The organism is Kitasatospora sp. NPDC057965, assembly GCF_042887135.1.
GTDB lineage: Bacteria > Actinomycetota > Actinomycetes > Streptomycetales > Streptomycetaceae > Kitasatospora.
The window spans coordinates 229,754-249,894 of sequence record NZ_JBHVPZ010000002.1 but is presented as its reverse complement, the minus strand read 5'-3'; the positions used below and the strand labels follow the sequence as shown (position 1 = coordinate 249,894).

Here is a 20,141-nt window from a genome sequence, read left to right as displayed (position 1 = left end):
GCCCGCGGACCAGGTCACCGCGGGCGGCGTCACGCCCGGCGCACGGGGGCCGGCCCGGGCCGTCGCGGGACGTCCCCGGGACGCCACGGACCGTGGTGGGACGCCCGTACCCGGGCCGAGAGTGAACCGCACCGCCTGATCGTCCGACAGGCGCACCGGAAGGAATGACCGTGAAACACATCGCAGCCCTGCGCGGCCTCGCCGTGGCCGTGCTCGCACTCGTCGCCTTCGCCCTGCTGCCCGCCCAGGCGCAGGCCATCGACTCGACCACCTGGATCCAGCGCAACCTGGTCGGGATCGGCTACCTGGCGAGCGGCGGTGTCGACGGCGACTACGGCCCGGCCACCACCGCCGCCGTCCGCGGCTTCCAGCGCGACAACGGGCTGGACGAGGACGGCGTGTACGGCCCCCGGACCGAACTCGCCCTCCACAACAAGGTCGCCGAGGTCCAGCGCGCGACCGGCTCGGGCGCCGACGGGGCCTACGGCGCGGGGACGACCTCCTCCGTCACCGCCTGGCAGCGGGCGCACGGGCTCGACGCCGACGGCATCGCCGGGCCCGCGACCATGAACGCGCTGGGGATCGCCCGCACCGTGCGGATCACCGCGCAGTGGAAGTTCCCCGCCCTCGGCTGGAGCGTGAGCGGGCAGTTCGGCTGCCTGGAGCAGCTCTACACCCACGAGAGCGGCTGGAAGGTCTACGCGACCAACCCCTCGTCCGGCGCGTACGGGATACCGCAGGCGCTGCCCGCCACCAAGATGGCGACCGCCGGGCCCGACTGGCAGACCAACCCGGCCACCCAGCTCAGCTGGGGCCTGAGCTACATCAAGTCGCGCTACGGCGACCCGTGCTCGGCCTGGAGCTTCTGGCAGTCCCACAACTGGTACTGAGCGGCACGCGGGCAGGGCCCCACCCCGGGCGGGGTGGGGCCCTGCCCGCGTCGTCCCTACACGCCGCCGCCGGGAAGGGTATCGCGCCGCAGCTCCCGTCGCAGGGCCACGGACCGCGCCAGACCCGCCGTCAGGGCCAGTGCCAGCACGGTCAGCAGCAGCCGGACCGCCTGCCGGCGGTCCGGCGAGGCGGCGTCCCCCTCGCCGGGCGCGGCGCCGCACCCGGCGGCCCCCGGTGCGGCCCCCGGTGCGGCGCCCAGTACGGCGGCCGGTGTGCGGCAGGCCTCCGCCAGGGTCCACAGCTCCAGCAGGCGCCGTTCGTCGGCCTGGCAGACGGCGGCGATCCGTTCGACGGCGTCACGCGGCGGGAACTGCTTGCCGTTCACCCACCGCTCCCACGAGGACTTCGCGTAGTGGGTGCGCTCGCTGATCCGGGCGTAGGTCAGGCCGGACGAGGACTTCAGTGACTGAAGCTCCTCGCAGAGCCGGTCGGCAGGGCCCTTCGGCGCGCCGCCGGACAAAGGAACGTGGTCCATCATGTGTACCCCCCAGGTCGTTCCGGTGCGATCGAGGACGCGCAACGGAGCCGGGCGCCGTGCCGCACTCCCGCCGGCCGGTCCCCACGGGCCGAACCGGTCTCCCGGCGGCCGAGGCCCCCCGCCCCCACGGTGCGCCCTCCCGCGGCACGGCCCACCCCGGGTCACGTGCTGCGGCTTGATCCACTGTGTGCCATCCCCGGGACGAAGTCCACGATCTTTCGGATTTTTGGGATGGGTACGACGCATCGAACCGCCCTGAGCTGCGGTTTGAGACGCCGGAACCGCTCAGGTTGAGACACCGCTGGCCTCGGACGGGCGCCGTGGGACGCCGTCGCCGCCCGCGGTCCGGAGCCGGGGCCCAGCGCCCGGCACGGCGCGGCGACTCCGCCGCCGTCCCCGGCCGACGCCCCGTGAGGGAGGGCGTCCCAGGGACGCGAAAACGATCGCGGGACGTCCTCGGGGCTTCCTAGTGTCGGCTGTCGACCGGCCGTTGCGGCCGTCCTCACCCACGTCTCCCAGGAGCCCCGCCATGCCCATGTTCCCGGTCATCAAGCGCGCCGCCGTCGTGACGGCCACCACCGCCCTCGCGGTCACCGTCCTGGCGGGCACGGCCAGTGCGCGGCCCACCGCCGGCGAGATCGCCTACGGCGACCGGGGAACCGGCGTCAAGTGCGTCCAGCTCGCGGTCAACGCCTCCCTGCACTCCGGCCTCCAGGTCGACGGCATCTGGGGCGACCGCACCGAGGCCGCCGTGCGCCGGTACCAGCAGGCCAACGGCCTCGACGTGGACGGGATCGTCGGCATCCAGACCGGCAGCAAGATGCAGGAAGTGATCGTCCACAACGAGTTCTCCTGGGGCACCACCTGCTGGGAGAACCTGCCGACCTGGTAGCCCGACCCGTTCCCGGGGCCGTCCGCCGACGGTACGTCCCCTTCCCCTCCTCCACCTCAGCAGAAATGAGGAACTTCTGTGAAGCGCTTCCCGGCCGTCGTGGCCGCGATCTTCGCCGGCCTCCTGGCGGCGGTGCTGTCCGTCCCCGCCGCCCACGCCGCGAGCTGGCCCGTCGTCCGCAGCGGCGACCAGGGCGCCAAGGTGTCCACCGTCCAGTACCTGCTGAACGCCCGCGGCTACGCGACCGACGCCGACGGCGCGTTCGGCCCCGCGACCGAGGCCAAGGTCAAGAGCTTCCAGAGCGCCAACGGCCTGAGCCCGGTGGACGGCATCGTCGGCGGCGCCACCTGGCCGAAGCTGATCGTCACCGTCCGCCAGGGCGACAACGGCGACGCCGTCAAGGCGCTCCAGGTCCAGCTCAACGCCCGCGGCGCCAACCTCGCCGTGGACGGCGCCTTCGGGGCCGGCACCGACTCCTCGGTGCGCGGCTTCCAGCAGTCCGCGGGCCTGAGCCCGGTGGACGGCATCGCCGGCCCCGCCACCTGGTCCGCCCTGCTCTCCGGCACGGGCGGCGGCACCGGCGGCGGCAGCGGCGACCTGCTCAGCCAGTCCCAGGCCGCCTCGATGTTCTCCTCCGCGGGCATCACCTGGTCCTCCTCGGGCAACTGCTCCAACCGCAACAACAGCAGCTGCACCTCCTTCGACGGCCTGCGCCGCGCCTCGGCGGACGGCGCCGTCGCGCTCAAGCACGCCGTGGGCGGCTGCGGCCTGACCATCACCGGAGGCACCGAGACCGGCCACGCCGCCGGTACCTACAGCCACGCCAACGGCTACAAGCTGGACTTCGCGATGGTGAGCTGCCTGACCAGCCACATCACCGGCAACTTCGCCTACAGCGGCGTGCGCGGCGACGGCGCCACCCTCTACACCGCCCCCTCGGGCAACGTCTACGCCAACGAGGGCAACCACTGGGACGTGACCTTCACGGGCTGACGGCCACCCGGCAGGACCACACCCCGAGGGGCACCGGACGCATCCGGTGCCCCTCGGGGCTTCGAGCAGCTCCGCGAGCGCGCCGCCGGAGCCGACCACGGGAAACGACTCGATCGCGTGGTGCCCGAGGTCCCGAGGCTTTCCGGCGCCATCGAGGCCGGGGTGCTTCGGCCACGGAGTCGTCGGTGCGGGCGGGGACTCGCGGCCGTTCAGGGCCGGTTGCGGAGCTTCTTCTTGTCGATCTTGCCCAGAGCGGTGACCGGAAAGGCGTCGACGAGGTGGATCCGCTTCGGGGCCCAGAGGGCGCCCCGGCCGGCCCGGACGTGCTCGGCCAGTTCGGCGGGGGTGGCGTGCCGCCCGGGGCGCAGGACCACGGCGGCGGTGACGGCTTCGCCCCAGTGCGGATCGGCTGTGCCGTACACGGCGGCGGCGGCGACCGCCGGGTGGGCGGCGAGGGCGTCCTCGACCTCGCGCGGGTAGACGTTGAAGCCGCCGGTGATGATGATGTCCTTGAGCCGGTCGATGATCGTGATCAGGCCGGTGCCGTCCCGGCGGGCCAGGTCGCCGGTGTGCAGCCAGCCGCCTTCGAGAGCCGCCGCGGTCTGCTCGGGCTTGTTCCAGTAACCGTCCATCACGAGCGGCCCGCGGACGCACAGTTCGCCGGGCTCGCCGTCCGGGACCGGCCGGCCGTGCGCGTCGAGCAGGGCGATCTCCACGCCGGGCACCGGCCGGCCGCAGCTGCCCAGGACGTGCGGGTCGTCGCGGTGTTCGGCCGGATCCAGGACGGTCAGCGCGTTGGGGGCCTCGGCCTGGCCGTAGTGCTGGCTGAGCACCGGGCCGAGGAGGCGGTGCGCCTCGGCGAGCCGGGCGGGGTCGGCGGGTGCGGCGCCGTAGAGGACCCAGTTCAGCCCCGACAGGTCGGCGGTGAGGAGCCGGGGGTGGTCGAGCAGCGCGTAGAGCATGGTGGGGACGACGAACGTGGCGCTCACCCCGTCGTGCTCGATCGCGTCGATGACGCGGTCCGGGTCGAAGGAGGGGTGCAGCTCGAAGCTCGCGCCGCGCAGCAGGCCGGGGGCGACGAGGAGGCCGGCGGCGTGCGACATGGGGGTGGTGATCAGGAAGTGGGTGTCCGGCGGCCACGCCCAGGTGGAACAGGCCCAGGCGTTGGCGAGCAGGGAGCGGTCGCGCAGCATCACGCCCTTGGGCTCGCCGGTCGTGCCGCCGGTGTAGAAGAGGTACAGGGCGGGGCCGCGCGGGTCGTCGGGGCCGGGAGCCGTGTCGGCGGCGAGGCCGTCGAGTTCGGCGAGGGTGATCGCCCGGACGCCCTCGGGGCGGGCGCGGGAGGCGAAGCGGGTGTCGTCCACGACCAGGCAGTCCGACGCGCTGTCGCGCAGGACGGTCCGGTCGGTGGCGGCGGTGGCCAGCGGGTGCAGGGCGGTGTAGCGCAGTCCGGCCAGGCAGGCGGCGGCCATGACGGTGAACGCGCGCGGGTCCGGGCCGCACAGCAGGGCGACGCCGTCGCCGGGTGCGAGACCCAGCCGCCTGAACGCGGCCGCGGTGCGCTCGATCCGGTCCGCGGTCCCGCCGTAGGTCCAGCTGTGCTCGGCCCCGTCGTCGTCGGTGAAGCGGAAGGCGGTGCGTTCGGGCCGCCTGCGCAGCGCGGACAGGATCAGCTCGGCGTATCCGGGTCTCATCGTGTTCTCCCCAGGACGGTGACGGCGGCCACCGCCTCCTCGATTCCGTAGAGGCCGCCGCCGTTCTCGGCGACGGCGATGCGCGCGCCGGGGACCTGGCGCTCGCCGGCGCGGCCGCGCAGCTGGGTGACCAGTTCGAAGACCTGGGCGAGCCCGGTGGCGGAGACCGGGTGGCCGCGGGATTCGAGTCCTCCGGACGGGTTCACCGGGAGGCTGCCGCCGAGGGCGCCGGCGCCGGAGGCGGACCAGGGGCCGCCGTCGCCGATCGGGCAGAATCCCAGGTTCTCCACCTGCTGGATCTCGCCGAAGGCGGTGGCGTCGTGGACCTCCGCCACGTCGACGTCCTGCGGTCCGACGCCGGCCTGCTCGTAGGCGGCGAGGGCGGCCCGGCGGCCGATGTGCCGCTCGGCCTCGTCCGCCGCCCGGTCCGTGCCGGACAGCAGGACGCTGCCGAGCACCGCCACGGCCGCTTCGTCGCGGGTGAAGCCGGCCCTGCTCACGACGACGGCGGCGGCGCCGTCGCTGACCGGTGAGCACATCGGCACGGTCAGCGGCCAGGCCACCCGTCGCGCCGCGAGGACCTGGTCGGCGGTGAACGGCTTACGGAAGTGGGCCCGGGGGTTGTGGACGGAGTGGGCGTGGTTCTTCGCGGCGACCGCGGCCAGCTGGGCTTCGGTGGTTCCGAAGCGCCGCATGTGGGCGCGGGCCAGGGAGGCGTAGATCTCCATGAACACCGACCGGTCGCCGTCGGGCACGGACAGCTCGGGCGGCAGGGGGTCGGACAGGGCGGCGAGGGCGGCGAGGGTCTCCTCGCGGTGGGCGACGTCCATGGCGCCGTCGAACACCGCCAGCCCCTGGGCGGGGTCGGCGCAGACCAGCTTGTCCACGCCGACGGCCAGGGCGACGTCCGCCAGACCCGCCCGGACGTGGGCGATCGCCAGCCACAGCGCGGTGGCGCCGCCGGCGCAGGCGTTCTCCACGTTCACCACGGGAACGCCGGCGAAGCCGTGCGGGCGCAGCGCGACCTGGCCGGGGATCATGTGCTGGCCGTCGATGGCCTTCTGGCTGACCGTGGCGTGGAAGACGGCGCCGACGTCGGCGGGGGTGAGTCCGGCGTCGCGCAGCGCTTCGTGGGCGGCCTGCCCGGCGAGGTCGCCGGCGGTGCGGTCGAGGTGGCGGCCGAAGGGGGTGGCGCCGACGCCGAGGATCAGTGCTTCGCGGTTCATGACACCACCCGGTTGCGCAGGATGCCGAGGCCGGAGACTTCGAGCTCCACGGTGTCGCCGGGTTCCAGGAAGCGGCCGTGTTCCAGTCCGCAGCCGGTGGGCACGGTGCCCGAGCCGAAGACCTCTCCGGCGTGCAGCCGGGTCGCCCGGGAGGCGAAGGCGATCATGTCGGCGAAGGTGTGGTGCATGTCGGCGGTGGTGCCGCGGCTGACCTCCTCGCCGTTGACGCGGGCGGTCATGGTGAGCCCGTAGGGGTCACCGACCTCGTCGGCGGTGGTGATCCAGGGGCCGAGCACGTTGGCGTCGGTGAAGTCCTTGCTCTTGCTCAGGCCCAGGCCGGTGGCGATCTCCTCCAGCTGGGTGTCGCGGGCGCTGAAGTCGTTGAAGATGGTGTAGCCGAAGATGTGCGAAGGGGCGTCCGCGGCCGTGATGTCCGTCCCGCCGCGGCCGAGCACGCAGGCGAACTCCAGCTCGTAGTCCCGCACCGAGGAGTAGCCGGGCCAGGCGATGTCGCTGTCGTGGCCGGTCACCGAGAGCCGGTTGGTGAAGTAGTACAGGGGCCGTTCGAGCATGACGGCCGGCAGCTCGACCTGCTCGGCCGGAATGCCTTCGATCCGGGCGCGGGCGTTGCGGAAGTGGCCCGGGAAGGCGCCGAAGTCCCGGATCTGCACGGGCCTGGGCAGCGGGGAGAGCCAGCGCACCTCGGCGGCGGCGACCACGGCTTCGTCCGGGGCCTGTCCGGCGAGCCGGTCCAGGATCCGCCGTACGGGATCGCCGCCGTCGATGATCGCCTGCATGGTGGCCAGCGCGGGGGCGTGGTCGCCGGTCGCCAGGTGGTGGGCGCGGTCGAGCAGCAGCAGGCGGGCGCCCTGGTCGAGGACGAGCGCGGTCCGTTCGGCGCGCTCGTGTTCCACGGTTGCGAGTTTCACGGTCGGTTCCTCTTCTCAGGAGGGAACGGGAAGCGGGGTGGGGTCGGACGAAGGCCGAGGGGGTCGGACGAAGACCCCTGGGATCGGGCGAAGGCCGGTGGGGTCAGACGAAGGCGACGACGCGGGCCGGGGCGGCGCTCGCGCGGGCGATCTTGATCGGGAAGAACGCCACCCGGAATCCCGACGGGGGCAGGGCGGCGAGGTTGGTCAGCTGCTGGACGATGAAGACCTCCCGCTCGCGGCCGGCCCGGTGGCCGTCCCACAGCACGGAGTTGTCGCCGCTCTCACGGAACCTGCGGGCCATCACGGGGAAGCTCAGGTCCCAGCCCCCGGCGTCGGTGCCGAGCACCTTGGCTCCGAGGTCGGCCAGGAAGAGCGTCGACTCACGGCTCATCCCCGGGTAGCGGAAGAACTCGGGGTCGGACAGCCCGTAGCGCTCCTGGCCGGTGCGCAGCAGGACCGCGCCGCCGGCCGGGACCGGGGCGCCGTTGTCGGCGAGGGCGGACTCCAGCGCCTCGACGGTGATCGGGGCGTCGAGCTCGCAGCGTCCCCGCAGGTCCAGCACGAGCGCCTCGCACCACAGCTCGTCCAGGGCGATGTCGGTGATGGTGCGGGCGGGCCTGCCTTCGCAGGTCGAGCCGTAGTGCAGCGGGGCGTCGACGTGGGTGCCGAGGTGGGTGCTGAAGTCGGTCAGCGTCTCCGCGCCCCAGCCCTCGCCGTCGGGCAGGTCCTCGACGCGGCAGTGCAGGGCGGCGGCGAACTGCTCGCGGCCCTCGCCCGCGGGGTGGGCGTAGGCGATGGAAGGCGCGATCACCTCGGCGAGCGGGCGCAGCGGCTCGGGGAGCAGTTCGCGGTCGGCGGGGTCCAGCGTCCTGGTCAGGTCGATCAGTTCCATCACGGATCCTCCTTTGTTATTGGACGCTCAGCATAGAACTGGACTTCCAACACAGGCAACCGCTCGCCGCCCCGGAACCACCCGGCCGTGGCGTGACAGAATCGGCCCGGTCAAGCGGCCGCAGCATTGGAAAGGACACCGCGTGGGCGCGACCCGCAAGCAGGAGATCTCCGCCGAGACCCGGCGCCGGCTGGTGGCCGCCGCCTGGGAACTCGCCGCCGAGGGCGGAACCGCCGCGGCCTCCGTCCAGGCCGTGGCGGAGCGCTCCGGCATCAGCCGGGGCTCGGTGGCCTGGCACTTCGGCTCGAAGGACGGCCTGCTGAAGGCGGTGATCGAGGAAGCGTTCCGGTGGGGCGTGGAGTTCATGCGCGAGCGCCTCTCCGCCGCCGGTCCGCAGGCCGGGGTCGAGGCCCTGATCGAGGCGAACTTCGCGCTGATGTCCCGCCCCGAGTCGCACATCTTCTCGACGCTCCTGATCGAGGCCGTGAGCCGCGAGTCCCCCCTGCGCGCCACCTACGCCGAGGAGTACGCCAAGATCCGCGGCCTGTACGCCGACCACCTGCGCGCGACCGGCGCGCACGCCGCCGACCCGGAGGCCGTCGCGGCGGCCCTGCTCGGCGGCACCCTGGGCATCAACATCCAGCACCGCCTGGACCCGGACCTGGACCGCCGACGCGCCGTGACGGCGATGACCGGCATCTACACCGACGCGCTCTCCGACACCGAGCCCCCCACCTCCGCAGGCACCTGAGGCCCGAGGAGCGGACCACCGGCTTCCCACCCTCCACCCACCTCCCCGACCCCCTCCACGCCGACCGCGCCGCACGCGAAGTGTCCATTTCGTCCTGGCGATGTGCCTGTTCTTCGGGCAGGGCTATGAGGAGGTGGCCCGGCTTCTCGTCCAGGGCCTGGAGCGGGAGGGCCGGTGGGCCGGTGCCTGGCGGGTGCCGACGACGGCGGCCATCGGCCGGGCCCGGCGAGCTGGTCGGACCGACACCAAGACCGGCCCAACCAACCGAAAACCCAGTTAAATCACCGGTATTGCCTCTAGGGACGGAAGGTTCGGCGGTAGGTGTCGGGTGGGACGCCGACGTTGCGGTGGAAGTGGCGGCGCAGGGTAGTAGCGGTGCCCATGCCGGTGGCCGCGGCGATGGTGTCCACGGTGGCGTCGGTGGTCTCCAGCAGTTCCTGGGCGCGGCGAATGCGCTGGGTGTGGAGCCATTGCAGTGGCGTGGTGCCGGTGAGGTGCTTGAAGTGGCGGCCGAGGTGACGTGAGCTCATGCGGGCCTGTCGGGCCAGGTCCTCCACGGTCAGCGGCTGGTCCAGCCGCTCCAGCGCCCAGGGGAAGATCTCACCCAGGGGGTGGTTGCCCGGGGCGGGGAGGGGCGTGGCGATGAACTGGGCTTGGCCCCCGTCGCGGTGGGGCGGGACGACCAGGCGTCGGGCGATCTTGTTGGCGTTGGCCGAGCCGTGGTCGAGGCGGACCAGGTGCAGGCACAGGTCCATGGCGGCGGCCTTGCCCGCGGAGGTGAGGACGTCGCCGTTGTCGACGTAGAGGACGTCCGGATCGACGACGGCTGACGGATGGCGCCGGGCCAGTTCCCGCGTGTGAGCCCAGTGCGTGGTGGCACGTCTGCCGTCGAGCAGTCCTGCCGCGCCCAGGACGAAGGCCCCCGTGCACAGTGAGGCCACGCGGGCACCGGCCGCGTGGGCCGCACGCACCGCCTCGACCAGTTCGGCGGACGGGTCGAGGTCGGTGTCGGCCCAGCCGGGGACGATCACTGTGTCCGCCTGGGCGAGGTGGTCGAGTCCGTGGTCAGGTTCCAGGCGGAAACGGTCGATGCGCACCGGACCGCTCCCGCAGAGGGAGAACTCGTACCAAGGGTCCACGATATGGGTCAGGTCGGATCCGAAGACCTCGACAGCCACGGAGAGTTCGTAGTGGAGCATGCCGTCGGTGACGGCCAGCGCAACGGTGGGCATGTCCGAAACTGTACGTGGCATGTCGTTTCCGACGCTCCCGCCGGGCGTCGGCCGAGGGACAGGATGGGGAAGTCAAGCCGCGGCGGATCGACCTCGCAGCGGGTGTTGCAATCCACGGGAGCGGTCTCATGGGGTCAGGTCAGCTGGTTACGGTGTTCGGCGCCTACGGTCACACCGGACGGTTCGTGGTCGCCGAGCTGGCCGCGCGCGGGTTCGTCCCGGTACTGTCCGGGCGCAACGCGCAGACCTTGCAAGAGCTGGCCCACGAGCACGGGCTGGAGGCCCGGGTGGCGTCGGTCAACGATTCGGCCTCGCTGGACCGGGCTCTGGCGGGAACGGCGGCGGTCGTCAACTGCGCCGGCCCCTTCGCCTCGACCACCGGCCCGGTGATCGAGGCCGCGCTCCGCGCGAAGATCCCCTACCTGGACGTGGCCGCCGAACTCGAGGCCAACCTCGACACCTTCGCCCACTACCGCGAGCGGGCCCGGGACGCGGAGGCGGTGATCGTTCCGGCCATGGCCTTTTTCGGCGGCCTCGGCGACCTGCTGGCCACCGCCGCGATGGGCGATTGGACCGAAGCCGACGAGGCCCACATCGCCTACGCGCTCAGCAACTGGCACCCCACCGCCGGTACCCGGCTCTCGGGTGCGGTCTCCCGCAAGCGACGCGGCGACCACCGTCTGCGCTACAGCGGCGGACAGTGGGAGCACCGCACCGACGCCGCGCCCACCCTGGAGTGGACCTTCCCGGAACCGATGGGACCCCGGCCGGTGATCGGGGAATTCACGATGGCGGACGTCGTCACCGTCCCCCAGCACCTCTCCATCCCCGATGTGACCACCTACATGACCGCCGAGGCGGCCCGAGACGTCGCCGCGCCCCACACGCCGGCCCCGACCGCCGCCGACGAGAGCGGGCGCTCGAACCAGACCTTCCTCGTCGACGTCGTCGTCCGCTCCGGCGGAGCCGAACGCCGGGCCACGGCCGCCGGCAAGGACATCTACGCCGTCACCGCGCCCCTCGTCACCGAGGCCCTCGAGCGCGTCCTGACCGGCCGCACCAAGACCGTCGGCGTCGTCTCCGCCGGCGAGATCTTCGACGCCCCCGACTTCCTGCACGCGCTCGACCCGCACATCACACTCGACCTGCACCCGCACAAGCAGACGGGAAGATGATCATGGGGAGAGGAGGAACACACACTCGAAGTACCATCCCTGCAAGGTTCTTCGGCCGATACTTCCCAACCCGCAGCGGCGCGGTCGGGCGGAGACATCCCTGCAGAGAGGACGGAGGGCAAAGGGCGATGAGTGTGACTGAGAGTTGGTCGCGTGTGATGACTCTTCTTCGGGAGCACGCACCGGCCGATCACGCAGATCTGCCGGGGCCCGCTACGGAGCAGATGCTCGCGGCAGCCGAGGCACGGATGGGGATCTCCCTGCATGGGGACCTGCGGACGTGGCTGTTGCAGAACAATCTGGATCTGCCAGAGGGAGACGTCGACGACGAAGCGGCATGCTGCGGCTTCGACGGGTTCCCCGACGAGGGAAGCTTCTTTCTGGGCATCCGGGCGATGGAGAGGCTCCACGCGAACCGCTCCACCTCCTGCGGATTCGACCCTCCGGACCAGCCGGACTCCCCGTTCTGGCGGAATGAGTGGATCCCGTTCCTGTCGGACCAGGACGGCTGGATGGGAAAGTTCGTCGATGTTCGGGACGGGCGCGTCGGCAGCTGGTTCGTGGGTGACCCCACGGTCACGGGCGAGTACGAATCGATGGCCCAGTATTTCGACTCCGTGGCGGAGACGCTGACGAGGATCGCCGATGGAAGCTCACCGGTCTGTCGGTTCACCGAAGGTCGACTTGTCTGGTCGTGAGACGGCTCCCAACTGGAGGACGGCCATTGCCAATCCGTCCCCACCCTGGAACGGCAATGGGATTCAGCAGCATTGACGTTCCAAGGTGAGGATGGCTGCGTCGATGAAAGTCATCCGGTTGGGGCTGCAGCGGGCCCGGCGGAGGATCTGCCAGGACTTGAGTCGCGCGATGCTTCGTTCGACCGGTGCTCGTGCCGCTGGCAGGGCTCGGTTGATCGCCCGCTCTGCTCGGGACGATGGCCGAAGCCGAGTCCGACCCCGCGCGGCGGGAGTTCCTGGACGGTCGCGTGGTTGGCACGGGTGCGGTCGGCGAAGCGGTGTCCCCTCGGCCAGGGCGAGCCGGAGGGGTCCTCGAACTTCTTCGGCTCGGGGGCAGGCTGGCCTGGATCCGGCGCCAGGACCTGCAGGCATCCGCGGTGGTCTGCGACGCACCGCTCTGCAGCCTCGCTCAGGTTGCGCCAAAGATGCCACCTGTCCGCGACCTGCACCGCCTGCGGCGCCCCGCCGTGGCGCCTTCGGCGAAGAACGGTGCCCGATCGCGGCAGACCACCTCCACCCCCGGCCGTTTCGCGAGCCAAGCCGCCAGGCTGGCCGCCTCCCGGTCGGGCAGCAGGTCCAGTGGACGCCGGCCCGGACCTCGACGCCGCCCGCGAGTACGGCCGGTTGCTACAGGCGTACGAGCGAGGGTTCCGGAGCACGCTCGCCGAGCTGCCCTGAGCCGTCGCTCCCGGCTGCCGGCGCCGGGCTCACGCCTGCCAGTGCGGCTTGCCGCTGACCATCACGCAGCTGATCACCCGGCCGCTCGCCTCGTGGGTGCTCTTGCCGAGGTCGTCGTTGCGGCAGAACTGGCCGGCCTTGTAGCAGTTGCCCGCGTTCGACCTGATCTCGCAGTCGCCGGTGGCCGCCGCGGCCTTGGTCTCGGCGGGCGCCGGGTCGGGATCGGTCGGCGGCTGGGCGGTCGTCACCTTGGGCTGCGGCTCGGCCTTGGTGGGCGTCGGCTGCGGCTTGGGGGTGTTGGCGGGGGCGGCGGCGGTCTTGGTCGGCTGCGCCTTCGACGGTACCGCCGGGGAGGTCGGCGCGGGCGCCGCCGCGGTCGGCTCCGGTGCCGGAGGTGCCGGGGGCACCGGCGGCGTCTCGACGGGCACGGCCGGCGGCGGGGTGACCACCGGCGCGGTGACCACCGGCGCGGGCGGCTCCGGAGCCGGCGCGGCCGGGGTGGTGGCCGTGACCGTGACGGCGGGCGAGGAGGCCGCGGTGGTCGAGGCATCGCCCGTCGTGGGGTCACAGCCGGTCAGCGCGAGGCCGACCGTGAGGACGAGTCCGGCGACGGCGGCCAGGCCGCGACGACCGCCGCGCATCCGTGAAGGCATGGACGTGAACGCTCCGTTCCGCTTGGAAGAGGTTCGCGAGTCAACCAGATAAGCCACACGATCTGTCCATAGTTCAAGCACTTGTAAGCAGATCGAGATCTGACGATCACGGAGCGTCGATCAGCGGAGAGTTTCGATCACATACCGCCCCCTTTCGGTCCAGCTGAGCCGTGGATCTGTCAGTACCGCTTCCTCACCCAGAGAACCGCGCCCGTGACCACCAGAACGGCCACCACCGCGAGGACGGGGCCACCGACGCCGAGGAGCCCCTGGAGGGAGGTCGCCGCGGCGTATCCGGTGCCGGCTTCGGCGACGGCCCACAGTCCGGCGGCGCAGGCGCTGTAGGGAGCGATGCTCCGGTAGGACAGACCGGTGGCACCGGCCAGGTGGGGAGTGAGGGTGCGGACCACGGGAAGGAACCGCCCGAGGAACACGGCCCGCCCCCCGTGGCGGGTCATCAGCCTCTCGGCGTGCTGCCAGGCCACGGCGGGGAGGCGCCCGCCGAGGCGGCCGGCCCGCAGGCGCTCACCCATCACGCGGCCCGTGCGATGGGCGAGGCAGTCGCCCGCGAACGCTGCCACGGCGGCGGCCGTGATCACCAGCGGCAGGCTGACGTCGCCGGCGCGGGCCAGGGCACCGGCGGTCAGCAGGAGGGCGAGGGTGGGGGCGAACGCGCCCAGCACCAGGACCGACTCGGCACAGACGGTCAGGGCCACCACCGCGTACACGGCGATCGGCGACAGGTGGCCGAGGGCGTCGGTCAGGACGTTCACCGCCGGTGACCGGCCTGCCCATCGACCTGCCCATCGACCTGCCCATCGACTTGCTCCCCGGACTGCTCGCCGGTCGCCTGGGGACGCCGCAGTTCCCACACGTGGGCCGGGGGCAGATTGGCGAGGACCGTCCAGCGGCCGGTGGCGTAGCGGCGCCGGTAGGCGGCCGTGACCGCGTCGACGGCGGCGTGGCGGCGGGCCTCCGCCCGGGAGGCGAGCAGGGTCCGGGCCCGGCGGGTGCCGAGGTAGGCGAAGTAGGAGAGGGTGCCGCCGGGGTGGAGCAGGTCCAGGTAGCGGGCCATGATCCGGTCGACCCGGTCGGGGGTGAAGTTGGTCAGCGGCAGGCCGGAGACGATGACGTCGTAGCGCTGCTCGGTGTCCAGGTCCTCCACGCGGGCCTGGTGCACGGTGACCCGGATGTGCCGGGCGGGCGGGGCCGGGTGCGCGTCGAGGAAGTCGTGGAGCCGGGCGACAAAACGCGGGTTGGCCTCCACGATGTCGAGGCGGCTGCCGCGCGGCAGCTGGGGCAGCAGGGCACGGGTGACCGCACCGGTACCGGCCCCCGCCTCCAGGACGGACAGCGGGCGCGGGGCCCGGACGCGGATCGGGTCGGTCACGGTCCGGGCCAGGGCCCTGCCGCTGGGGGCGACGGCGCCGGTGGTCCGCAGATCCCGCACGGCCTCCCGCAGGAACGCCCAACCGTCCGCACGGCCGAGTGTCGTGGAGGGGCCTCGGTCCGCGGCCTGCCGGTCGGTGTGCTTCATGGACTCGACGGTAGGAAGCGTCGGTTCGCCCCGGGACCGCCATTGTGCGACGCGGTTCCCCGACGAAAGTGGGGACCGCCCCGTCATCACGGCGTGACGGCGACGTTGGTCAGACCGGCGGTCGCCCGGGTGACGGTGCCCTTGACGTCCACCCGGTCTTCCCTGATCCGGACGCCGGGATGATCGCCGAGGCCGAACGGGCCGCCGCCGAAATCGGGTTGAGCGATTCGTGTCACTGGATCCGGGCCCGGGCCGAGCAGTTGCCGGACGACCTCGGCGAGTTCGACGTCGTCGCGTTCGGCCAGTCCTTCCACTGGCTGGACCGCCCGCGAAGGAGAACAGTTCAGGCGAGCTTTCATTCCGCTGCTTCCGCCCTCCCAGTGATGTGGCGGAAGGCGACGGCCAGTAGTCCGAACGACGATTGCGTGGAGTGCGGCACGCTGGAGGACACGATCGTGGTCCGCGACAGCAAGGATCCGCACGGGCCCGCGCTCACCTTCAGCAGCGATGCGTGGCTCGCCTTCGTGGCCGCGTCCGTGTCGAAGGCTTCGTCACCCGCCGCTGAAACCGCGAGCGCGGCCCCACCGATCCGGTGCGGGGCCGCGGTGTTCACCATTACTGTACGAATCAGTAATGGGGCCTTGATAGCGGAAAGTATGCAGGGCTCGGCTCTTGAAAGCCCCGACTTCGGGGTGTGAGACTACAAGAAAAGAAATAACCTGCCGAGGAGGTGGGTCTTGTGGCATTGCAGGCGAGTTGGGTCCACGGGAACGCCATGGTGGTGGAGAATCCCGAGAATCTCAGCCGCAACGGGCACTTCGGGTGGGGTTCCGACGTGGACATCACACCGGGCAAGTCCAGCTGGTTCCACGTCGCCGTGCCGACGCCGGTGATCGTCAATGACGTCCGGACGAACCTGGTCAGGGTGTTCGTCCTGTTCAAGACCGACGTCGGATTCGGCCGGCTCACCCGGGTTCACGTCTGGGACGGGTCCGGAGGACCGCTCCAACAATTCGAGAACCTCGCCTCCGAGGGCGAGCACCGCACCGGGCTGGACGGTCAGAACACGTTCACCCTCGATCAGCCGCATTCGGTGGCCTTCGGGATCGGAATCTCCTTCTTCGTCGTCGCGGCGATCGGGTTCGACACGCCGATCGCCCCCTCGCGCCTGATCCTGGGAACGGCGGGCGGTGATTTCACGACCTGACACGGCCTGACCGGAAATCAGAATCCCGGCCGCTCAGTCCACCGGCGCCGAGCGGCGTTCGAAGACCTCGGGGCGGGCTCGGTCGAGGGCGGTGGCGACGGCGCCCAGGAGGACGGCCTCCTCACCGAGGCGGCTCGGGGCGAGGGTGGGCCGCATCGGGCTGAGGCGGTCCAGGGCCCGGCCGAGGGGGTCGAGCAGCAGGTCGGCGCCGGCGCCGATGCCGCCGCCGAGAACGATCAGGTCCGGGTCGAGTACGGCCGACAACACGGCGACGGCATAGGCGAGTTGACCGGCGGCTCGGTGCACGGCGACGGCCGCCAGCGGATCGCCGGAGCGGGCCGCGTCGAAAACACCCTTGGCCGTCAACGGGCCGGTCATGCCGAGGTCCAGGGCCGTGCGGACGACGGCGTCGGCGGCCGCCGCCTGCTCGACGGTGCCGCCCGGCGTCCCGTCGGCGTGCGGCGGGAGCGGGACCAGGCCGACCTCGCCCAGCGCGCCGTGCGCGCCGACCAGCGGCTCGCCGTCCTTGACCACGCCCACGCCGAGGCCGGTGCCGACCAGCACATAGGCGAACATCCGGCTGCCGCTCCCCCGCCCGGCGCCGAGCGTGTACTCGCCGAGCGCGGCGAGGTTGGCGTCGTTGCCGACGGTGATGGCGGTCGAGAGCCCGGCCGCTATCCGGTCGAACAGCCCGGGTCTGCCCCAGCCGGGCAGGCTGGTGGCGTACCGCACGCCGCGCCGCTGCTCGTCCCAGACGCCCGGCGTGCCGATCACCGCGTGCACGATGTCGGCCGCCCCGACGCCGGCTTCGGCGATGGCCTCGTGGGCGGCGGCCACGACCGCGTCGGCGACCGCGTTCGCCGTCCGCCCCCGGTTGGGGACGGAGCGGCGGGCCACGATGTCCCCGGCGAGGTCGGCGACGGCGACCCGTAGCCGGGCCCGGCCGATGTCGACGCCGAGGACGTGCCCGGCGAGCGGGTCGGGTTCGTACAGCACGGCGGTGCGCCCGCGCTCGGGGATGAACCGCCCGGCCTCGCGGGCCAGTCCGGCCTGTTCGAGAGCGGCCAGGGCGGCGGAGACGGTGGGCTTGGACAGGCCGGTGTCGCGGGCGAGTTGGGCCCGGGAGGACGGTCCGTCGAGGCGCAGCCGTTCGAGCAGCAGCCACTCGTTGTTGCTGCGCAGCCGCTGCCGGTTCCACGGCTGCGCCGGCGCGGGGCCCGGCGGAACGGTGGTCGGCAGGTCGCGGCTCATCGGGTCCTCCGGTCTCGGACGCGGCAGTGGGGCGCGGTCAGGCGCAGCCAGGCGCGGTCCGGGGTGCGTCGGTCGGCGCCCGGGCCTGGGCATCAGCCAGTATGACCGGTCGTCACGGCGTCATCGGCGGGATGTCCCGCGCGCACGGACGGAAACCGAAGGGGAGAGCAGGGAGCGGAAGAACGGCACGCTCCTCCTGCCACTCTCAAGCTATAGCGCACGGGGGGCCTTGCCGCAAGGCCCCGGTCCTGGCGCACAATCGTCGACCGAAGCCGGAACCAACCCCACTTGGGAGCTTTGCGTAGTGCATCAGCTTGTGTCGGATTCCAGGACCGGAGCCGCTGCCATGACCGCCCCCGCCACCAGCACGTTCGCCACCGGCGCGGACACCACCAGTGCGTTCGGCCTCCCCGACCGCCTCCGCGCCAAGGCCGACCCGGCGCTCGTCGCCCAGGACGAGCGGCACTTCGCGGCCGTCGCGCGGAGCCTGGAGCGGGCGACCGCCGAGGTCTCCGAGCTCCTCGACACCACCCGGCGGGCGCCCGGCGGTGCCGGACGGGCCGCGATGGACCGGGACATCGAGGTCCACCGTCTGACCGGGCGGCTCCGGACGCTGCGCCGCTTCGGCCTGGACCTGTGCCTGGGGCGCATCGTTCCGGCCGACGGCGGCGAACCGGTGTACATCGGCCGGCTCGGCCTCACCGACAGCGAGGGCCGCCGGCTGCTGCTCGACTGGCGCTCACCCGCCGCCGAGCCGTTCTTCGCCGCGACCCACGGCGACCCGATGGGCCTGGCGAGCCGCCGCCGCTACCGCTGGACGGACGGGCGGATCACCGACTACTGGGACGAGGTGTTCGCCGCCGAGGGACTGGCGGGGCACGCCGCCCTCGACGACCAGTCCGCGTTCATCGCCACCCTGGGCGGCAGCCGCTCGGCGCGGATGCGGGACGTGCTGGCAACCATCCAGGCGGACCAGAACGCCATCGTGCGGGCCGGCTCGCGCGGCGCGCTGGTGGTCGACGGCGGCCCCGGCACCGGCAAGACGGTGGTCGCCCTGCACCGCGCGGCGTATCTGCTCCACTCCGACCCGCGGCTCGGCCACCGCCGCGGCGGCCTGCTGTTCGTCGGCCCGCACCAGCCCTACCTGGACTACGTCTCCGACGTGCTGCCCTGCCTCGGCGAGGAGGGCGTGCGGACCTGCACCGTGCGGGACCTGCTCGCCGAGGGCGCGGACGCGGCGCCCGAACCCGATCCGGAGGTGGCGCGGCTGAAGTCCTCGGCGGCCATGGTGCGGGCGGTGGAGCAGGCGGTGCGGATCTACGAGGAGCCGCCGACCGAGGGGATGACCGTCTCCACGGACTGGGACGACCTGTGGCTGAGCGCCGAGGACTGGGCCGAGGCCTTCGAGGCACCGGACCCGGGCACCCCGCACAACGAGGCGCGCGAGGAGATCTGGGCGGAACTGGCCGAGCTGCTGCTGGCCAAGCTGGAGGGTGGCGAGGTGATTCCGGTCGAGACGTTCCTGCGCTCGCTGCGACGGGACGAGGAGCTGGTCGCCGCCCTGCACCGTGCCTGGCCGCTACTGGAGGCCACCGACCTGGTCGGCGACCTCTGGACGGTGCCCGCCTACCTGCGGCTGTGCGCCCCGTGGCTCGCCCCCGAGGAGGTGCGCCGGCTGCGGCGCACCGAGGCGCAGGCCTGGACACTGTCCGACCTGCCGATCCTGGACGCGGCACGCCGGCGGCTCGGCGATCCGGAGACCGCCCGGCGCAAGCGGCGCCAGGAGGCCGCGCTCGCCGCCGAGCGGGCCCGGATGGCCGAGGTGATCACGGACATCCTCGCGGCCGACGACGACGGCGAGGGCGCGGTCACCATGCTGCGCGGCCAGGACCTCAGGGACACCCTGGCCGACGGGAACGCGCTGCCCGCCGCCGACCCGGACCGGCTGGCCGGGCCGTTCGCCCACGTCGTCGTGGACGAAGCGCAGGAGCTGACCGACGCCGAGTGGCAGATGCTGCTGGCGCGCTGCCCGTCGCGGAGCTTCACCGTCGTCGGGGACCGCGCCCAGTCCCGGGACGGCTTCGCGGAGTCCTGGCGGGAGGCGGGAGCGGCTGGCGCGGATCGGCCTGGACCGCGCCGAGGTCGCCTCGCTGAGCGTCAACTACCGCACGCCCGAGGAGGTCATGGCGGAGGCCGAGCCGGTCGTCCGGGCCGCCCTGCCGGACGCCAACGTGCCCACCTCGGTGCGGCGCAGCGGGGTGCCGGTCACCCACGGGGCGGTCGCGGAGCTGGACGGCGTGCTCGGCGCCTGGCTCGACGCGCACGCCGAGGGCACCGCCTGCGTGATCGGCGACGCGGCGTTCACGGCGGCTTTCGCGGAGACGTTCGGGGAGGGGTCCGGGGAGACCGACCGGATCCGCTCGCTCACGCCGGAGCTGGCGAAGGGCCTGGAGTTCGACCTGGTGGTGCTCGTCGAGCCGGCGTCCTTCGGCGAGGGTGTCGCGGGCGCGGTCGACCGCTACGTCGCGATGACCCGGGCGACCCGGCAGCTCGTCGTGCTCACGAGCGGCGGCTGAGGGCGGGCGGGTACCGAGCGATCGTGCCGGTCGCAGCCAGGGGTTCGAGGCTGCGAGCGGCACGGCCGGCATCCGTCCGTCCCGAGCGCGTCCTAGCAGTCGGGGATGGTGGTGCCGTTGTTGTCCTTGGCGGTGTCGTTGCCCCACCGGGACAGGTAGAACGCCGACACCCACTGACGGCTGGGGCCCGAGTCCGGGTCGGTCTTCAGCCACCAGTGGTTGAAGCTGCCGCCGCTGGACACCTCACGGCCCCACGCCTTGCAGTACACGTAGTTCGTCCCCTGGT

18 protein-coding genes and 6 pseudogenes are annotated in these 20,141 nt (G+C 72.7%); 11 read left to right on the top strand and 13 right to left on the bottom strand.

What is annotated here, in order from left to right; all coding sequences use genetic code 11:
• The first annotated feature begins 170 nt into the window (after positions 1-170).
• Positions 171-890 (top strand): peptidoglycan-binding protein, encoded by a 720-nt coding sequence (locus tag ACFVVU_RS03040; RefSeq protein WP_387788089.1) that lies wholly within the window; start codon positions 171-173, stop codon positions 888-890.
• 56 nt (positions 891-946) lie between these two features.
• On the opposite strand, the gene ACFVVU_RS03035 is transcribed toward ACFVVU_RS03040, so the two are convergent.
• Positions 947-1,429, bottom strand: a complete 483-nt coding sequence (locus ACFVVU_RS03035) for a helix-turn-helix domain-containing protein (protein ID WP_387788087.1) — start codon at positions 1,427-1,429, stop codon at positions 947-949.
• A 529-nt stretch (positions 1,430-1,958) separates the two neighbouring features.
• Between ACFVVU_RS03035 and ACFVVU_RS03030 the strand changes: the two genes are divergently transcribed.
• From ACFVVU_RS03030 to ACFVVU_RS03020, 3 genes and pseudogenes are all read left to right on the top strand, one after another.
• Entirely contained in the window at positions 1,959-2,321 is a 363-nt protein-coding gene (locus ACFVVU_RS03030) for a peptidoglycan-binding protein (RefSeq protein ID WP_387788085.1), read from the top strand.
• 78 nt (positions 2,322-2,399) lie between these two features.
• Positions 2,400-2,816 (top strand): annotated as a pseudogene (locus tag ACFVVU_RS03025) (peptidoglycan-binding protein); the annotation flags it as partial.
• A gap of 21 nt (positions 2,817-2,837) precedes the next feature.
• Entirely contained in the window at positions 2,838-3,314 is a 477-nt protein-coding gene (locus tag ACFVVU_RS03020; RefSeq protein ID WP_387788294.1) for a hypothetical protein, read from the top strand.
• A 209-nt stretch (positions 3,315-3,523) separates the two neighbouring features.
• On the opposite strand, the gene ACFVVU_RS03015 is transcribed toward ACFVVU_RS03020, so the two are convergent.
• From ACFVVU_RS03015 to ACFVVU_RS03000, 4 genes are all read right to left on the bottom strand, one after another.
• Complete coding sequence (locus tag ACFVVU_RS03015) at positions 3,524-5,008, bottom strand: AMP-binding protein (protein ID WP_387788083.1); 1,485 nt, start codon at positions 5,006-5,008, stop codon at positions 3,524-3,526.
• A complete protein-coding gene (locus ACFVVU_RS03010; RefSeq protein ID WP_380681515.1) occupies positions 5,005-6,234 on the bottom strand; it encodes a thiolase family protein in 1,230 nt (409 codons plus the stop codon). The genes ACFVVU_RS03015 and ACFVVU_RS03010 overlap by 4 nt, the downstream gene beginning before the upstream one ends.
• Complete coding sequence (locus ACFVVU_RS03005; RefSeq protein WP_387788081.1) at positions 6,231-7,163, bottom strand: fumarylacetoacetate hydrolase family protein; 933 nt, start codon at positions 7,161-7,163, stop codon at positions 6,231-6,233. The genes ACFVVU_RS03010 and ACFVVU_RS03005 overlap by 4 nt, the downstream gene beginning before the upstream one ends.
• A gap of 103 nt (positions 7,164-7,266) precedes the next feature.
• On the bottom strand, positions 7,267-8,058 hold the full coding sequence (locus ACFVVU_RS03000; RefSeq protein ID WP_387788080.1) for a cyclase family protein: 792 nt from the start codon (positions 8,056-8,058) through the stop codon (positions 7,267-7,269).
• A gap of 142 nt (positions 8,059-8,200) precedes the next feature.
• Here ACFVVU_RS03000 and ACFVVU_RS02995 point away from each other — a divergent pair, with 142 nt between their 5' ends.
• Together ACFVVU_RS02995 and ACFVVU_RS02990 are read left to right on the top strand one after the other, a co-directional pair.
• The gene (locus tag ACFVVU_RS02995; protein ID WP_380681509.1) at positions 8,201-8,809 is read left to right on the top strand and encodes a TetR/AcrR family transcriptional regulator; all 609 of its coding nucleotides are present in this window, start codon (positions 8,201-8,203) and stop codon (positions 8,807-8,809) included.
• A 91-nt stretch (positions 8,810-8,900) separates the two neighbouring features.
• Positions 8,901-9,089 (top strand): annotated as a pseudogene (locus ACFVVU_RS02990) (transposase domain-containing protein); the annotation flags it as partial.
• 16 nt (positions 9,090-9,105) lie between these two features.
• Here the strand turns inward: ACFVVU_RS02990 and ACFVVU_RS02985 are convergent.
• Positions 9,106-10,041, bottom strand: a complete 936-nt coding sequence (locus tag ACFVVU_RS02985) for a helix-turn-helix domain-containing protein (RefSeq protein ID WP_387788078.1) — start codon at positions 10,039-10,041, stop codon at positions 9,106-9,108.
• Between the two features lie 128 nt (positions 10,042-10,169).
• Between ACFVVU_RS02985 and ACFVVU_RS02980 the strand changes: the two genes are divergently transcribed.
• Together ACFVVU_RS02980 and ACFVVU_RS02975 are read left to right on the top strand one after the other, a co-directional pair.
• Positions 10,170-11,216, top strand: coding sequence for a saccharopine dehydrogenase family protein (locus tag ACFVVU_RS02980; RefSeq protein WP_387788076.1), 1,047 nt, complete (start codon positions 10,170-10,172; stop codon positions 11,214-11,216).
• A 128-nt stretch (positions 11,217-11,344) separates the two neighbouring features.
• Positions 11,345-11,914: an SMI1/KNR4 family protein gene (locus ACFVVU_RS02975; protein WP_387788075.1), complete on the top strand. Its 570-nt coding sequence runs from the start codon at positions 11,345-11,347 to the stop codon at positions 11,912-11,914.
• A gap of 63 nt (positions 11,915-11,977) precedes the next feature.
• Here ACFVVU_RS02975 and ACFVVU_RS02970 read toward each other — a convergent pair.
• The 5 genes and pseudogenes from ACFVVU_RS02970 to ACFVVU_RS02950 form a co-directional block, all read right to left on the bottom strand.
• Positions 11,978-12,130 (bottom strand): annotated as a pseudogene (locus tag ACFVVU_RS02970) (IS5/IS1182 family transposase); the annotation flags it as partial.
• A gap of 223 nt (positions 12,131-12,353) precedes the next feature.
• Positions 12,354-12,542, bottom strand: a pseudogene (locus tag ACFVVU_RS02965) (transposase); the annotation flags it as partial.
• Between the two features lie 118 nt (positions 12,543-12,660).
• Positions 12,661-13,284, bottom strand: coding sequence for a hypothetical protein (locus ACFVVU_RS02960; protein WP_387788073.1), 624 nt, complete (start codon positions 13,282-13,284; stop codon positions 12,661-12,663).
• 179 nt (positions 13,285-13,463) lie between these two features.
• Complete coding sequence (locus ACFVVU_RS02955) at positions 13,464-14,057, bottom strand: DedA family protein (RefSeq protein ID WP_387788071.1); 594 nt, start codon at positions 14,055-14,057, stop codon at positions 13,464-13,466.
• Positions 14,054-14,821 carry a class I SAM-dependent methyltransferase gene (locus ACFVVU_RS02950; protein WP_387788069.1) on the bottom strand — a complete coding sequence of 256 codons (768 nt, stop codon included), beginning with the start codon at positions 14,819-14,821 and terminating at the stop codon, positions 14,054-14,056. The genes ACFVVU_RS02955 and ACFVVU_RS02950 overlap by 4 nt, the downstream gene beginning before the upstream one ends.
• A gap of 44 nt (positions 14,822-14,865) precedes the next feature.
• Between ACFVVU_RS02950 and ACFVVU_RS02945 the strand changes: the two genes are divergently transcribed.
• Together ACFVVU_RS02945 and ACFVVU_RS02940 are read left to right on the top strand one after the other, a co-directional pair.
• Positions 14,866-15,519, top strand: coding sequence for a DUF397 domain-containing protein (locus tag ACFVVU_RS02945; RefSeq protein WP_387788067.1), 654 nt, complete (start codon positions 14,866-14,868; stop codon positions 15,517-15,519).
• Positions 15,520-15,560: 41 nt separating this feature from the next.
• Positions 15,561-16,028 carry a DUF6623 family protein gene (locus ACFVVU_RS02940; RefSeq protein WP_380681493.1) on the top strand — a complete coding sequence of 156 codons (468 nt, stop codon included), beginning with the start codon at positions 15,561-15,563 and terminating at the stop codon, positions 16,026-16,028.
• Between the two features lie 33 nt (positions 16,029-16,061).
• Here ACFVVU_RS02940 and ACFVVU_RS02935 read toward each other — a convergent pair whose 3' ends face one another.
• Complete coding sequence (locus ACFVVU_RS02935) at positions 16,062-17,279, bottom strand: ROK family transcriptional regulator (RefSeq protein ID WP_387788064.1); 1,218 nt, start codon at positions 17,277-17,279, stop codon at positions 16,062-16,064.
• Positions 17,280-17,625: 346 nt separating this feature from the next.
• Between ACFVVU_RS02935 and helR the strand changes: the two are divergent.
• A pseudogene (gene helR / locus ACFVVU_RS02930) lies at positions 17,626-19,855 on the top strand (RNA polymerase recycling motor ATPase HelR).
• A 92-nt stretch (positions 19,856-19,947) separates the two neighbouring features.
• On the opposite strand, the pseudogene ACFVVU_RS02925 reads toward helR, so the two are convergent.
• A pseudogene (locus ACFVVU_RS02925) lies at positions 19,948-20,141 on the bottom strand (M23 family peptidase); the annotation flags it as partial.